General features: G+C 71.5%; 11 protein-coding genes. 10 read left to right on the plus strand and 1 reads right to left on the minus strand.

Annotation, left to right across the window (positions count from 1 at the left end; genetic code table 11):
- The first annotated feature begins 32 nt into the window (after positions 1-32).
- Genes argS through AB0J88_RS05350 form a run of 3 tightly spaced genes read left to right on the plus strand, consistent with a single transcriptional unit; the run spans position 33 to position 4,386 of the window.
- Complete coding sequence (argS, locus tag AB0J88_RS05340) at positions 33-1,697, plus strand: arginine--tRNA ligase (RefSeq protein WP_364352648.1); 1,665 nt, start codon at positions 33-35, stop codon at positions 1,695-1,697.
- Between the two features lie 8 nt (positions 1,698-1,705).
- Complete coding sequence (gene lysA, locus AB0J88_RS05345; RefSeq protein WP_364352651.1) at positions 1,706-3,091, plus strand: diaminopimelate decarboxylase; 1,386 nt, start codon at positions 1,706-1,708, stop codon at positions 3,089-3,091.
- Positions 3,088-4,386: a homoserine dehydrogenase gene (locus tag AB0J88_RS05350; protein WP_364352654.1), complete on the plus strand. Its 1,299-nt coding sequence runs from the start codon at positions 3,088-3,090 to the stop codon at positions 4,384-4,386. The genes lysA and AB0J88_RS05350 overlap by 4 nt, the downstream gene beginning before the upstream one ends.
- Here AB0J88_RS05350 and AB0J88_RS05355 read toward each other — a convergent pair.
- Complete coding sequence (locus AB0J88_RS05355) at positions 4,383-4,877, minus strand: tetratricopeptide repeat protein (protein WP_364352657.1); 495 nt, start codon at positions 4,875-4,877, stop codon at positions 4,383-4,385. The genes AB0J88_RS05350 and AB0J88_RS05355 overlap by 4 nt on opposite strands.
- 505 nt (positions 4,878-5,382) lie before the next feature.
- Here AB0J88_RS05355 and AB0J88_RS05360 point away from each other — a divergent pair.
- From AB0J88_RS05360 to rho, 7 genes are all read left to right on the plus strand, one after another.
- Complete coding sequence (locus AB0J88_RS05360; protein ID WP_364352997.1) at positions 5,383-5,970, plus strand: DUF5937 family protein; 588 nt, start codon at positions 5,383-5,385, stop codon at positions 5,968-5,970.
- Positions 5,971-6,034: 64 nt separating this feature from the next.
- A complete protein-coding gene (thrC, locus tag AB0J88_RS05365; RefSeq protein ID WP_364352660.1) occupies positions 6,035-7,084 on the plus strand; it encodes a threonine synthase in 1,050 nt (349 codons plus the stop codon).
- 60 nt (positions 7,085-7,144) lie between these two features.
- Positions 7,145-10,408 (plus strand): efflux RND transporter permease subunit, encoded by a 3,264-nt coding sequence (locus AB0J88_RS05370; protein WP_364352663.1) that lies wholly within the window; start codon positions 7,145-7,147, stop codon positions 10,406-10,408.
- A gap of 31 nt (positions 10,409-10,439) precedes the next feature.
- Positions 10,440-11,666, plus strand: coding sequence for an MFS transporter (locus tag AB0J88_RS05375; protein WP_364352666.1), 1,227 nt, complete (start codon positions 10,440-10,442; stop codon positions 11,664-11,666).
- Between the two features lie 35 nt (positions 11,667-11,701).
- Positions 11,702-11,899, plus strand: coding sequence for a hypothetical protein (locus tag AB0J88_RS05380; protein WP_364352669.1), 198 nt, complete (start codon positions 11,702-11,704; stop codon positions 11,897-11,899).
- Positions 11,900-11,939: 40 nt separating this feature from the next.
- Positions 11,940-12,890, plus strand: a complete 951-nt coding sequence (gene thrB / locus AB0J88_RS05385) for a homoserine kinase (protein ID WP_364352672.1) — start codon at positions 11,940-11,942, stop codon at positions 12,888-12,890.
- A gap of 238 nt (positions 12,891-13,128) precedes the next feature.
- The gene (rho, locus tag AB0J88_RS05390; protein WP_364352675.1) at positions 13,129-15,168 is read left to right on the plus strand and encodes a transcription termination factor Rho; all 2,040 of its coding nucleotides are present in this window, start codon (positions 13,129-13,131) and stop codon (positions 15,166-15,168) included.
- The last annotated feature ends 149 nt before the right edge of the window (positions 15,169-15,317 follow it).

The following is a 15,317-nucleotide window of genomic DNA, read 5'->3' on the forward strand; positions in this document are numbered from 1 at the left end:
GTGACAGAGTCTACCCCCGCTAGCATGGATCAGTGACTCCCGCCAAGCTCGCCGAGGTCGTGCTCGCCGCTGCCCACGCCGTCTTCACCGGCCGTGGCCTTGATCTGTCCGCCCTGCCCGAGAGCACGGCGGTCGAGCGACCCCGCAACCCCGAGCACGGCGACTACGCCTCCACGCTGGCACTTCAGCTCGCCAAGAAGACCGGCGTGCCGCCGCGCGAGCTCGCATCGGCGATCGCTGAGCAGCTCGGCCGCGCGTCGGGCATCAAATCGGTGGAGATCGCCGGCCCCGGCTTCCTCAACATCCGGCTCGACGCCGCCGCCGCCGGCCAGCTCGCCCGTGTGGTGGTCGAGGCAGGAGAGGCCTATGGGCACAGCGACCGCTTCGAGGGTCAAAAGGTCAACCTGGAGTTCGTCTCCGCCAACCCGACCGGCCCCGTCCACATCGGCGGCGTCCGCTGGGCCGCCGTCGGCGACGCACTGAGCCGGCTGCTGCGGGCCGCGGGCGCCGAGGTGACCACCGAGTACTACTTCAACGACGCCGGCTCGCAGATCGACCGGTTCGCCCGCTCGCTGCGCGCGGCCGCGAAGAACGAGCCGGCACCGGAAGACGGCTACCGGGGCGCCTACATCGCCGAGATCGCCGACGCGGTCGCCAAGGAGCACCCCGAGGCGCTCACCACCCCCGAAAAGGAAAGCCTGGAGACCTTCCGGGTGGCCGGCGTCAACATCATGTTCGACGAGATCAAGTCGTCGCTCGTCGACTTCGGTGTGCACTTCGACGTCTACTTCAACGAGAAGCAGCTTCACGACGAGGGTGAGCTCGAGCTGGCGCTGACCCGGCTGCGCGCCGAGGGCCACATCTTCGAGGCCGACGGCGCCGTCTGGCTGCGCACTACCGACTTCGGCGACGACAAGGACCGGGTGCTGCGCAAGTCCGACGGCGACTGGACCTACTTCGCCGGTGACTGCGCCTACTACCTCGACAAGCGGCAGCGCGGCTTCGATCGGGTCGTGATCATGCTCGGCGCCGACCACCACGGCTACATCGGCCGGATGAAGGCCATGTCGGCATGCTTCGGCGACGACCCCGACCGCAACCTCGAGATCCTCATCGGTCAGCTCGTCAACCTCGTCGAGAACGGCGAGGCGCTGCGCATGTCCAAGCGGGCCGGCACCACGCTGACACTGGAGGACCTGGTCGAGAAGATCGGCGTCGACGCCGCCCGCTACGCGCTGGCCCGCTACTCCATCGACTCGCCGATCGACATCGACGTCGACCTGTGGACCCGGTCCACGAGGGACAACCCCGTCTACTACGTGCAGTACGTGGCCGCGCGCACGGCGAGCGTGGGCCGCAACGCCGCCGAGGTCGGCCTGACCCGGGGCGCCGGCGCGGAGTTCCACCCCGAGCTGCTCGACCACGAGAAGGAGCTCGACCTGCTCAAGTCGCTCGGCGACTACCCCGCCGCTGTCACCGCCGCGGCTGAGCTGCGCGAGCCCCACCGGGTGGCGCGCTACCTGGAAGACCTGTCCGGTGCGTACCACCGGTTCTATGACAACTGCCGGATCCTGCCCCGCGGCGACGAGGAGATCACCGACACGCACCGCGCGCGTCTGTGGCTCAACGACGCCACCCGCACCGTGATCGCCAACGGTCTGGGGCTGCTCGGCGTCACCGCACCCGAACGGATGTAACAAGGAACATGAGGGCGCACGAAGCTGGCGCGCTGCACGGGGAGCTCGGCAATCGGGGTCCCGCCTGGCTGCGTACCCCCGACGACGTCAATGCCCTGGTGCCGCAGCTGTGGGCGCGCGGCGTGGCCCGCGACGACGACGGAGCCCTGACCGTCCGCGGTCTCAAGGTCCAAGACCTCCGCCAGGAGTACGGCACACCCGCGTACATCCTCGACGAGGACGACCTGCGGGCCCGTGCGCGCGAGTTCAAGGCGGCCTTCGACGGGCACGACGTCTACTACGCCGGCAAGGCTTTCCTCTGCCGGGCCGTGGTGCGCGCGATCGACGAGGAAGGCCTGTTCCTGGACGTCTGCAGCGGTGGCGAGCTCGCCACGGCGCTGTCGGCCGGCATGCCGCCCGAGCGGATCGGCTTCCACGGCAACAACAAGTCGGGGTCCGAACTAACCCGGGCTGTCGACGCCGGCGTCGGCCGGATCATCGTCGACTCGTTCGACGAGATCGACCGGCTCACGCGGATCGCCCGCGAGCGGAACGTCCGGCAACCCGTCCTCGTGCGGGTGACCGTCGGCGTCGAGGCACACACCCACGAGTTCATCGCCACCGCGCACGAGGACCAGAAGTTCGGCTTCTCGGTCGGCGGGGGAGCGGCGTTCAAGGCCGTCTGCAAGATCCTCGACGACGACGCGCTGGACCTGCGGGGGCTGCACTCGCACATCGGCTCGCAGATCTTCGACGCGAGCGGGTTCGAGGTCGCCGCCCGGCGGGTGCTGGCCCTGCAGGCCCAGATCCGCGACGCGCGGGGGGTCGAGCTTCCCGAGATCGACCTCGGTGGTGGGTTCGGCATCGCCTACACGACCCAGGACGATCCGGCGGCCCCGGCCGACCTGGCCGAGCGGATGCTCAAGATCGTCGACGACGAGTGCGAGGTGCGCGGCCTGGCCGTGCCGAAGCTCTCCGTCGAGCCCGGCCGGGCCATCGTGGGTCCCGCGATGTTCACGCTGTACGAGGTCGGCACCGTCAAGGACGTCGACGGCCTGCGCACGTACGTCAGCGTCGACGGCGGGATGAGCGACAACATCCGGACGGCCCTGTACGACGCGTCCTACTCGGCGACGGTGGCCGGCCGCGCGTCCACGGCCGACCCGATCCTTGCCCGGGTGGTGGGAAAACATTGTGAGTCCGGGGACATCGTTGTTAAGGATGAATTCCTGCCCGCTGACGTGCAGCCCGGAGATCTTCTCGCCGTGCCCGGAACAGGTGCCTACTGCCGGAGCATGGCGAGCAACTACAACCACGTGCCCCGGCCACCGGTGGTCGCCGTCCGCGGCGGCGAGGCACGGGTGATCGTCCGGCGGGAGACCGAAGACGACCTCCTGGCATTGGATGTGGGATGAGTAAGACTGTCCGCCTGGCTCTGCTCGGCTGCGGCACCGTCGGCACCGAGGTCGTGCGCCTGCTCCACGAGCAGGCCGCCGACCTGACCGCCCGGATCGGCGCACCGTTGGAGATCGTCGGCATCGCCGTGCGGCGGCCCGGGCGCGACCGCGGCGACCTGCCGGTCGACCCCAACCTGTTCACCACCGACGCGCTCGGCCTGGTCAAGCGCGAAGACGTCGACGTGGTGGTCGAGGTCGTCGGCGGCATCGAGCCCGCCCGCACCTGGCTGGTCGAGGCCCTGCGCGCCGGCAAGAGCGTGGTCACCGCCAACAAGGCCCTGCTCGCCGAGGACGGCGGCACGCTGCACGACGCGGCCACCGAGGGCGGCGCCGACCTCTACTACGAGGCGTCCGTGGCCGGCGCGATCCCGCTGCTGCGGCCCCTGCGCGAGTCGCTCCAGGGCGACACGATCAACCGGGTCACCGGCATCGTCAACGGCACCACCAACTTCATCCTCTCGGCGATGGACGCCACCGGCGCCGGCTTCGAGGAGGCGTTGGAGGAGGCGACCGCGCTGGGCTACGCCGAGGCCGACCCGACCGCCGACGTCGAGGGCTTCGACGCCGCGGCGAAGGCCTCGATCCTCGCGTCGCTCGCGTTCCACACCCGGGTCGGCGCGGCCGACGTCTACCGGGAGGGCATCACCGCCGTCTCGGCCCGCGACGTGGCCAGCGCCAAGCAGATGGGCTGCACGATCAAGCTGCTCTGCATCGCGACCCGGTCCGTCGACAGCACCGGGCAGGCCTCGGTCGCCGTGCGCGTGCACCCGGCGATGATCCCCACCAGCCACCCGCTGGCCAGCGTCGGCGACGCCTTCAACGCGGTGTTCGTCGAGGCAGAGGCGGCCGGCCAGCTCATGTTCTACGGCCGGGGAGCCGGCGGCGCCCCGACCGCGAGCGCGGTGCTCGGCGACATCGTGGCGGTGGCCCGCAACCACCTCGCGGGCACCCGGGCGGCCAGCGAGTCGTCGTACGCGGCCCTGCCGATCCGTCCCATGGGTGAGGCGGTCACCCGCTACCACGTGAGCCTCGACGTCGCCGACCGCGCCGGCGTGCTGGCCTCCGTGGCGGGCATCTTCGCCAAGCACGACGTCTCGATCGCGACGGTCCGCCAGTCCGGCCGGGGCGACGACGCGGTCCTGGTGATCGTCACCCACGGCGCCCCCGACGCGGCCCTGGCCGCGACCGTCGAGGAGCTCCGTGGGCTCGAGTTCGTCCGCGCGATCGCCAGCGTCCTGCGCGTCGAGGCCTAGGGCTCGACCAGCAGCCGGGCGTAGTTGGCCATCGAGCGCTGGTAGCGCGGCAGGTGCGGGGCGAGGGCCGCGACCGCGACCGAGACCGCCTCGCGCTCGCGCCCGACGTCGGTCAGCGCGAGCGCCAGCGTCGCGGCCACCGCGTCGTCCAGCTCATCGTGGCCGGCCTCCCGCTCCGCGGTCAGCAGCGCCACGCTCTCCCGCGCCCGGCCGATGTTGCGCAGCGAGCTGGACAGCTGGATGACCGCGCGGCGCCGCCGGATCCCGGTCAGGCCGATCTTCAGCGCCTCCTGGTAGAGCGGGACCGCCAGGTCGGAGTGTCCGGTCGAGTCCCACGCGCAGGCCCGCTCGAACGCGGCGACCGCGCTGCCGGCGGGCAGCTCGTCGGCGAGCGAGCCGATCAGGCGCACGAAGTCGTCCTCGGCGTAGCTGTCGATCGCGGCCCACGCCTCGGCCACTCGCTGTTCCCAGTCGGCGTTGATCTCGGTCATGACCTGCTCCATCTCGTTGTGCGGCTGTGCGCGCCCATCCTGGGAGGCGCGGTAGCCTCGGCACCAGTGATTCGGCGACCGCCGAATCACATACGGAGGAACCATCGCCGCCACCCTGCGGTTCAGCGCCGCTGACCTGCTGCGCTGCCGCTTCGCGATCTCGCCGGCGTTCGAGACGCTGTCGGCGATCCGGCTGACCCTGCCCGAAGAGTCGCCCGGGCAGCACCGGCCCTGGCTGGCGGCGGTCGCCGACCGGGTCGCCGGCCTCGACCTGCGGCCGATCACCATCCTGCAACCTCGGCGCGGCTACACCCCGGACTTCCTGGCTCCGCCGCCGATCGGAGCGTCCGTCAGCTTCGACGACGAGCTCGCCCGCATCGCGGCCACTCCGCCCGAGCAGGTCGCCACCGAGATCGCCCGGTCGCTGCACGACACACCGGGCGCGGCCGACAGTGACGTCGGCCGACTGCTGCGAGGGGACCCGCTCGACCTCCTCGTCGGGCTGATCCGCACCGCGTGGCAGGAGCTGGTCGAGCCGTTCTGGCCCCGGGTGCGGGCGCTGCTCGACGCCGACGTCGGCTTCCAAACCCGGCGGCTCGCCGAGGGCGGCCTGGACCGGCTCTTCGCGGAGCTGCATCCGGCCCTGCGCTGGCACGACAACACCCTGATCCGGGCGCGCGGCGACGACGACCATCGCGACCTGGCCGGCGCGGGCCTCGTGCTGCAGCCGAGCGTGTTCAAGTGGGACCAGGTGATCGTCGTGCTCGACCAACCGTGGCAGCCCACGGTGATCTACCCGGCCCGGGGCACGGGAGGCCTCTGGGAGACGCGGGCGGGCACGACCAACGCCGCGCTGGGCCGGCTCATCGGGCGTACCCGTGCCGCGCTGTTGATCGGACTGACCGAGCCCGCGGCCACGACCACGCTGGCCCACCGGCACGCACTGGCCCCGGCAACCGTCTCGGAGCATCTGACCGTGCTGCGCGACGCCGGGTTCGTCACCGGGGTGCGTCACCGGCACGAGATCCGCTATCGGCGCACCGCGTTGGGGACCGCCGCGGTCGACGTCCCGAGCGGTGGAAACACCCGGTAGCGCCGACGGAGATCACTTAGCGTGTGCCTACGCTAGCCGTGACACCTGCGACGAGGAGAAGGCCATGTGGCGGGGACTGATCGACGCCTACCGGGACCGGTTGCCGGTCACCGACGCCACCCCGGTCGTCACGTTGCACGAGGGCAACACGCCGCTGCTGCCGGCGCCGGTGCTCTCCGCGCGGCTCGGCGCCGAGGTCTACCTCAAGGTCGAGGGGGCCAACCCGACCGGCTCCTTCAAGGACCGCGGCATGACGGTGGCGGTCTCCCTGGCGGTCGAGGCCGGCAACAAGGCGATCATCTGCGCCTCCACGGGCAACACCAGTGCTTCCGCCGCCGCGTACGCCGCGCGGGCCGGGATCACCTGTGCGGTGCTCGTGCCGCAGGGCAAGATCGCGCTGGGCAAGCTGGCCCAGGCGCTGGTGCACGGCGCGCGGCTGCTCCAGGTCGCCGGCAACTTCGACGACTGCCTCGGGCTCGCCTCGAAGCTGGCGATCGACTACCCGGTCGCGCTGGTCAACTCGGTCAACATCAACCGGCTGCACGGGCAGAAGACGGCCGCCTTCGAGGTGGTCGAGGCGCTCGGCGACGCTCCGGACATCCACTGCCTGCCGGTCGGCAACGCGGGCAACATCGCCGCCTACTGGATGGGCTACCAGGAGGACGCGGCGGCCGGGCGGGCCACCCGTACCCCCAAGATGTTCGGTTTCCAGGCCTCCGGCGCGGCTCCGATCGTCACCGGCAGCGTGGTCCGTGAGCCGTCGACCATCGCGACCGCGATCCGGATCGGCAACCCTGCGAGCTGGACCAAGGCGGTCGACGCCCGCGACGAGTCCGGCGGGCTGATCAACGCGGTGACCGACCGCGAGATCCTGGCCGCGTACCGGTTGCTGGCCCGCGAGGTCGGTGTCTTCGTCGAGCTCGGCAGCGCGGCCAGCGTCGCCGGCCTGCTCCAGAGCGCCGAGGCCGGCCTCGTCCCGCGCGGCTCGACCGTCGTCTGCACCGTCACCGGGCACGGCCTCAAAGACCCCGAATGGGCCATTTCCACCGCACCTTCCCCCACTACCATCCGTAACGACGTGTTGGTGGCGGCCCGGGCATTGGACCTCGCGTAGGCGCCGTTCCCTCGCACCCCGCGCGGAAGGGTGACAACCGGCTACGCCAAAATCTTCCGCATGTCGCTACTCGCCCGGCTCAGTCTTGCCAACCGGGGCCTCGTCGCGCTGATCGCGGTGGTCATCACCCTGTTCGGCGTTTTCACCCTGCCCCAGCTCAAGCAGCAGCTCCTGCCCTCGCTGGAGTTCCCGGGCGCGTTCATCATCGCCAGCTACCCGGGCGCCTCGCCGGAGGTCGTCGAGCAGCAGGTCACCGAGCCGCTGGAGAACAGCATCCAGGGCATCGACGGCCTGTCGAAGGTCAACTCGTCGAGCCGTGAGGGTTCGGCGACGGTGCAGGTCGAGTACGAGTTCGGCACCGACCTGGACAGCGCCGTCAACCAGATGCAGACGGCGATCAACCGGATCCGCCCGCAGCTGCCCGACAACGTCGACCCGACGGTGTTCGCCGGCAGCACGGACGACCTGCCGGTGCTGGTGCTCGCCGCGACCGTCCGTGACGACGAGCGCGCGCTGGCCGACCGGCTGCGCACGCAGGTGGTGCCCGAGCTCGAGGGCGTCGACGGCGTGCGCACCGTCAACATCTCCGGCGCCCGCGAGCAGATCGTCAAGATCACGCCCAACCCGGCGAAGCTGGCGGCGGCCAAGGTGAGCCCGGTCGCGCTGGGCACGATCCTCCAGGCCAACGGCGTGACCGTCCCGGGCGGCTCGATCACCGACGCCGACAAGACGTACGCGGTGCAGACCGGCGGCCAGATCGACTCGCTGGACGCCCTCAAGGACCTCTACCTGCCGGCCACGCCTCCCGCGATGCCGGCCCGGCTGGGCGACGTCGCCGACGTCGTCGAGGACCTCGCCCCGGCCACCTCGTTCACCCGCACCAACGGCACCGCCAGCCTGGGCATCGAGATCTTCGGTACGCCCGACAGCAACGCCGTGGAGATCTCGCACGCCGTCCGCGACCAGCTCGGTGACCTCGGCACCGCGGTCAACTCCGAGCTGACCGTGATCTTCGACCAGGCGCCGTTCGTCGAGAAGTCGATCGACAGCCTGACCACCGAGGGCCTCCTCGGCCTCGTGATGGCCGTCGTCGTGATCCTGGTCTTCCTGCTCTCCGTGCGCTCCACGCTGGTCACCGCGGTCTCGATCCCGCTGTCCGTGCTGGTCGCGCTGATCGTGCTCTACCTGGGCGACTACTCGCTCAACCTGCTCACCCTCGGCGCGCTGACCATCGCGGTGGGCCGGGTGGTCGACGACTCGATCGTCGTCCTGGAGAACATCAAACGACATCTGGCGTACGGGGAGGCCAAGCGCACCGCGATCCTCACCGGTGTGCGCGAGGTGGCCGGTGCGGTGACCGCGTCGACGCTGACCACCGTCGCGGTGTTCGCGCCGATCGCCCTGGTCGGCGGCTTCGTCGGGCAACTCTTCGCGCCGTTCGCGATCACCGTCACCGTCGCGCTGCTGGCCTCGCTGCTGGTCTCGCTCACCGTGATCCCGGTGCTGGCGTACTGGTTCCTCCGCCCGGCCGGTGCCGGCGCCGACGACGAGAAGGTGCGCGCCGCCGCCGAGGCCAAGGAGCGCGACAACCCGCTCCAGAAGGCCTACGTGCCGGTGATCCGGTTCGCGACCGTGCGCCGCTGGACCACGGTCGGCATCGGCCTCGTGGTGCTGCTGGGCACGTTCGCGCTCGCCAGCCGGTTGGAGACCAACTTCCTCGACGACAGCGGCGGCAACACGCTGTCGGTGAGCCAGGAGCTGCCGCTCGGCAGCGGGCTGGCACAGACCGACCAGGCCGCCGCCCAGGTCGAGGCGATCCTGAAGCGCACCGACGGCGTCGAGTCCTACCAGGTCACCGCCGGCGGCTCCGGGCTGCCGTGGGAGGGCGCGGCCGGTGGCCGCACCGCCACCTACTCGCTGGCCTTGCGCGAGGGCGTCGAGTCCAAGGACGTCGAGGCGAAGCTGCGCGACGAGGTCGGCAAGCTCTCGAACGCCGGTGAGTTCACCTTCGGCAACAGCGGCAGCGCCCAGGCCGACCAGCTCGCGGTCGTGGTCCGCGCGTCCGACCAGGACGCCCTGGCGGCCGCGGCCGAGCAGGTGCAGGCGGCGATGGCCGGCACCGCCGGCGTGGTCGACGTGCAGAGCGGGCTCGCGGAGAGCTCCACCCGGTTCGACGTCGTCCTCAACCGCGCGTCGGGCGCCCGCTACGGGCTGACGGACGCGTCGGTCGGCCAGCTCGTCGCCGGTGCGATGCGTGGCGCACCGGCCGGCCAGATCACCGTCGACGGCGAGCGGGTCGACGTGGTGATCCAGACCGGCGCCGCACCGACGACCATCGACGAGCTCAAGGCACTGCCGGTCGGCCCGATCCGTCGGGGCGTCCCGGTGACCCTGGGCCAGGTGGCCACGGTGCAGTCGGTCGAGGGCCCGGTGGCCATCGACCGGATCGACGGCGAGCGCAGCGTCACCGTGACCGGCACGGCGACCGGGTCCAACCTGGGCAAGACGACGGCCGACCTCCGCAAGACGCTCGACGGGCTGAAGCTGACTGGCGGCGCGACGTGGGAGATCGGCGGCGTCAGCGCCGAGCAGGCCGACGCGTTCCAGCAGCTGCTGCTGGCCGTGCTCGCCGCGATCGCGATCGTCTTCGTGATCATGGTGGCCACCTTCCGCAGCCTGGTGCAGCCGCTGATCCTCCTGGTCTCGGTGCCGTTCGCGGCGACCGGTGCGATCGGCCTGCTGCTGCTGACCGGCACCCCGATGGGCGTGCCGGCCCTGATCGGCATGCTGATGCTGGTCGGCATCGTGGTCACCAACGCGATCGTGCTGATGGACCTGATCAACCAGTACCGCGACCAGGGCATGAGCGTGCGCGACGCGGTGATCGAGGGTGGCCGGCGCCGGCTGCGGCCGATCCTGATGACGGCGGTGGCGACGATCTTCGCCCTGCTGCCGATGGCGCTCGGCCTGACCGGCGAGGGCGGGTTCATCTCGCAGCCGCTCGCCGTGGTCGTGATCGGTGGCCTGATCTCCAGCACGCTGCTGACGCTGGTGCTGGTGCCGACGCTGTACACGATGGTCGAGGGCACCAAGGAGCGGAGGCGGCTGCGCAAGGCCGGCCCCGACCCCTCGTCCAACGGGCACGGGCCGAAGAACTTCGACGACGTGGCGCCGAACCAGGTCGCCACGCCGGCCGGCTCGCCGCTGCAGCGCACCGCCGACCCGGACCCGAGCCGGCCGTCGGCCGCGCTGTTCGAGGGCACCGACCAGTTCGAGGTGCTGCGGCTGCCCCGCAACCGGCCCCGCCCGCCGAGCGAGGACTGATCGAGAGCGGGCGTACGACTAACGTCTGGTCGTGCGTCCGCTCCTTTCACTCCTGTTCCGCTACCCGGACTTCCGCCGGCTCTTCGTCGCGGAGCTCGTGGTCTTCGGGTCCGACTGGTTCGTCATGGTGCCGCTGCTGGTGCTCCTTCCGGAGCTGACCGGCAGCGGCACCTGGGGCGCCTACGTGCTGGCCGCCGACACCGGGATCACCGCGCTCGTGCTGCCGTACGCCGGGACGATCGCCGACCGCCTGGACCGCAAGAAGGTCATGGTCACCGCCAACCTGGCGTGCCTCGGCGTGCTGCTGCTCCTGCTGTTCGTGCGCAGCGCCGGCACCGCCTGGTTGGCCATCGCCGTGGTCGGCGGCGTGGCGGTGGCGAAGGGCTTCTACTCGCCGGCCGCCTCGGCGTCGCTGCCCAATGTGGTCCCGCCGGAGCAGCTCGGCCTGGCCACCACGCTGGCGGGATCGGCGTGGGGCACGATGGCGGTCGTCGGCGCCTCGCTCGGCGGCATCCTGACCGCGGTGCTGAGCCCGTACGCCTGCTTCTGGATCGCCGCCGCCGCGCTCGTCGGCGCGGCGCTGCTGGGCAGCCGGATCCAGGTGCCGCTGCAGGTGCCGCGGGACACGGCGGAGCCGCCGGCGCGCGCGTTCGCGGCGATCGGCGAGGCGTTGCGCTACATCGGCGGCCGGCCGACGGTGCGGGCGCTGGTCACGGTGAAGTCCGCGGTCGGCCTCGGCAACGGGGTGCTGACCGTCTTTCCGCTGCTGGCCGCCGTCTACGGGGTCGGCCCGATCGGCGCCGGGCTGCTCTTCGCGCTGCGTGGGCTCGGTGCGCTGATCGGCCCGTTCGCCCTGCGGCCGCTGTTGACCCGGCGCGCCCTGCTGTTGCCGGGGCTCGCGCTGTCCATGTCGACGTACGGGCTCGCGTACCTCGGCGTCTCGGTCCTGACCTGGTTCCCGCTCGTGCTGGTGCTGGTCTTCCTGGCGCACTTCGCGGCCGGCAGCAACTGGACGATGTCCAACTACGCGCTCCAGACCGAGGTGCCGGACCGGCTGCGCGGCCGGGTGTTCGCGACCGACCTGATGCTGGCGACACTGTCGATCTCGATCAGCCAGCTCGGCGTGGCGGCGGTGGTCGACACCCTCGACGAGCGCGTCATCCTGGCCGGCTGCGGCACGGTGACGCTGGTGTACGCGGTGGGCTGGTGGCTGGCCACCCGGCGACTGTCGCTGACGAGCGCTCCTGCGGTATCGTAGTGATATCACTTTGATAGTGGAGCAGGGTTGACGGCATGGCCGAGCGCAAGAAGCTGCTGCTGCGGCTCGATCCACACGTCTACGACGCGCTGGCCCGGTGGGCGGCCGACGACCTGCGCAGCGTCAACGCCCAGATCGAGTACGCGTTGCGACAGGCGCTGCGCGCGGCCGGCCGCCCGATCCGGCCGGCGGTCGAGGCCGAGCCGGAGTTCCGATCCGTGGACGACTCCTGACCCGGGAATTGTTGTCGGTGGCTGGCTCTAGAGTGCGGGCATGGGTGTGACCTTCGTCGACGGCCCCGTGAAGGTGCGGGTGCCGGCGACCAGCGCCAATCTCGGGCCGGGCTTCGACGCGCTCGGCCTGGCCCTCGGCCTGCACGACGACGTCGCCGCCTGGGTCACCGACCGCGGCTGGCACGTCGACGTGGCCGGTGAGGGCGCCGGCGAGCTACCGAGCGGCGCCGACCATCTCGTCGCTCGCGCGATGGCGGCGACGTTCGAGCGGCTGGGCGGTCAGCCACCGGGTGTCGCGATCGAGGCCGTCAACCGCATCCCGCAGGCTCGCGGGCTGGGCTCGTCGTCGGCGGCGATCGTGGCCGGCGTGCAACTCGCCCGCGCGCTGGTCCGCGACGGCACCACGATCCTCGACGACGAGGGAGCGTTGGCGCTGGCGGCGGAGTTGGAGGGCCATCCCGACAACGTCGCGCCCTGCCTGCTCGGCGGCTTCGTCATCGCCTGGTCCGACGAGACGTCCGGTGGGTTCCGGGCGGTGCGGCTCGAGCCCGACGAGCGCGTCCGGCCGACGGTGTTCATCCCGACCGATCGGGGGCTGACCGCCGAGGCGCGGGCGGCGTTGCCGGCGACGGTGCCGCACCACGACGCCGCCTACACGGCCGGGCGGGCGGCGTTGCTGGTGCACGCGCTGACGGCCGCGCCCGACCTGCTCTTCGCGGCCACCGCCGACAAGCTCCACCAGGGCTATCGGGCGCCGGGCATGCCGGCGACCGCGGCGCTCGTCGATGAGCTGCGTGGTCGAGGCGTGGCCGCCGTGGTCAGTGGGGCCGGCCCGAGCGTGTTGGCGCTGACCAACCCGCCCGAAGACGACGATCTGGGAATAGGTTGGCGCGTCGCGCCGTTGGCTGTAGACATAGCCGGCGCCAGGATTGGTTCAGGTAGACTCGGACACGCCGAGCGGGCCCCTGTTGCCGCAGGTCGGAAGAGTTGATTACGCTCTAGACCTAGCACAGCCGCGAAGCGTGCGATCTGCGGGGCGGCGCATCCCCGAAGCTATCGACGGTCGATCCGTCAATTTCCTGCCTCGGCTTACGCCGCACCACCTGAGCCCGCGATGAGTTGGCGTGCGAAACCCCGTGACGCGTCAAGCGAGGCGGGTGCACCGAGGCCGCCCGGCCACCTGATCTACCCAACCTGGGCAGCCCCGGCCTATCGAGGGAAGGAATCCATTGAGCGACACCACCGACGTGACGTCGGATGTCACCAACGTCGCTGACGACGCCACGACCACCGGCACCCGACGCCGGCGGGGCAGCGGTCTGTCCGCAATGCTCCTGCCGGAGCTGCAGAGCCTGGCCGCGTCCCTCGGCATTTCCGGCACCGCCCGGATGCGCAAGGGCGAGCTGATCACCGCGATCTCCGAGCGCCAGAACGGCGCCGCTGCCGGCAGCACGCCGCGACCGCGGGCCGAGTCCGAGGCCAAGGCGGCGGAGACGGCTCCGGCCGGTTCGGCCCCCTCCGGTGCTCCGTCCGGCTCCGCGTCCGCACCGGCTTCGGCGGGTGTGGCCGCCGCGCCAGCCTCCGCGGGCACCGCCGTCGCGACCATCGAGGCGCCCGCCGCCACCGTGGCCGCCGAGGGCGGTCAGCGGTCCCGGCGCACCCGTGCCACCGCGTCCGCCTCGACGTCCGCCCCGGCCGAGCCGAAGGTCGACGGCGAGGAGCGCGACGACTCGCGGGGCGACCGTGACTCGCGGGGCGAGCGGGACACCCGTGACCGCGGTGACCGTCACGAGCGTGGCGAGCGCACCGACGAGCGGTCCAGCCGCAACGACCGCGGTGACCGCAACGACCGGGGCGACCGCAACGAGCGCGGCCAGCGCGACGGCCGCCGGGGCGATGGCCACGGTGACGGCCGCCGCGACGGCCAGCGTGACAACCAGCCCGCCGGCCAGCGCGACGGCGGCCGTGACCTCGACGGTGACGGCGACGACGACGGCGAGGGCGGCGGCCGGCGCAGTCGGCGCAGCCGGTTCCGCGACCGGCGGCGGGGCCGTGGCGAGCGGGCCGAGGGCGACGACCGCTCGGGTGCCCGCGAGGGCGGCGGCCGTGAGGGCCGCGACCCGCAGGTCAGCGACGACGACGTGCTCGTGCCCGTCGCCGGCATCGTCGACGTGCTCGACAACTACGCGTTCGTCCGCACCACGGGCTACCTGTCCGGCCCCAACGACGTCTACGTCTCCATGTCCCAGGTCAAGAAATACGGCCTGCGGCGCGGCGACGCCGTCACCGGTGCCGTCCGCCAGGCCCGCGAGGGCGAGCAGCGGCGCGACAAGTACAACCCGCTGGTCCGGCTCGACACGGTCAACGGCATGGACCCGGAGGAGGCCAAGCGGCGCCCCGAGTTCTACAAGCTGACCCCGCTCTACCCGCAGGAGCGCCTGCGGCTGGAGACCGAGCCGCACATCCTGACCACCCGGGTCATCGACCTGATCATGCCGATCGGCAAGGGGCAGCGCGCGCTGATCGTGTCGCCTCCCAAGGCCGGCAAGACGATGATCCAGCAGGCGATCGCCAACGCGATCACCCGCAACCACCCTGAGGTGCACCTCATGGTCGTGCTCATCGACGAGCGCCCCGAAGAGGTCACCGACATGCAGCGCTCGGTCAAGGGCGAGGTCATCTCGTCCACGTTCGACCGTCCGCCGCAGGACCACACCACGGTCGCCGAGCTCGCCATCGAGCGGGCCAAGCGGCTGGTCGAGCTCGGCCATGACGTGGTCGTGCTGCTCGACTCGATCACCCGCCTCGGCCGTGCCTACAACCTGGCGGCCCCGGCGAGCGGCCGGATCCTCTCCGGCGGCATCGACTCGACGGCGCTCTACCCGCCGAAGCGCTTCCTCGGCGCGGCCCGCAACATCGAGAACGGCGGGTCGCTGACCATCATCGCCAACGCGCTGGTGGAGACCGGTTCCATGATGGACACGGTCATCTTCGAGGAGTTCAAGGGCACCGGCAACGCCGAGCTCAAGCTGGACCGGAAGATCGCCGACAAGCGGGTGTTCCCCGCTATCGACATCCACCCGTCCAGCACGCGTAAGGAAGAGATCCTGCTCGCGCCGGAGGAGCTGGCGATCACGCACAAGCTCCGCAAGGTGCTGCACTCGCTCGAGTCGCAGGCCGCGCTGGATCTCCTGCTCGACCGGCTCAAGCAGAGCCGCACCAACATCGAGTTCCTGCGCCAGATCGCCAAGTCGACACCGGGAGAGTGAACCCGGGTCGCGTCCGCGGCTTGAAACCGGCCCCTACCTTGCCCAGGTAGGGGCCGGTTTCATGTTTTGCCAGCCCAGTGGGTGTCTCGCGTGCGGACCAACCGATCGCACAAAGTGTCCGATCGAGGCATGACCCCAGGTGAAACTCT

Origin of the sequence: Asanoa sp. NPDC049475, from assembly GCF_040676915.1 — a bacterium.
GTDB lineage: Bacteria > Actinomycetota > Actinomycetes > Mycobacteriales > Micromonosporaceae > Asanoa.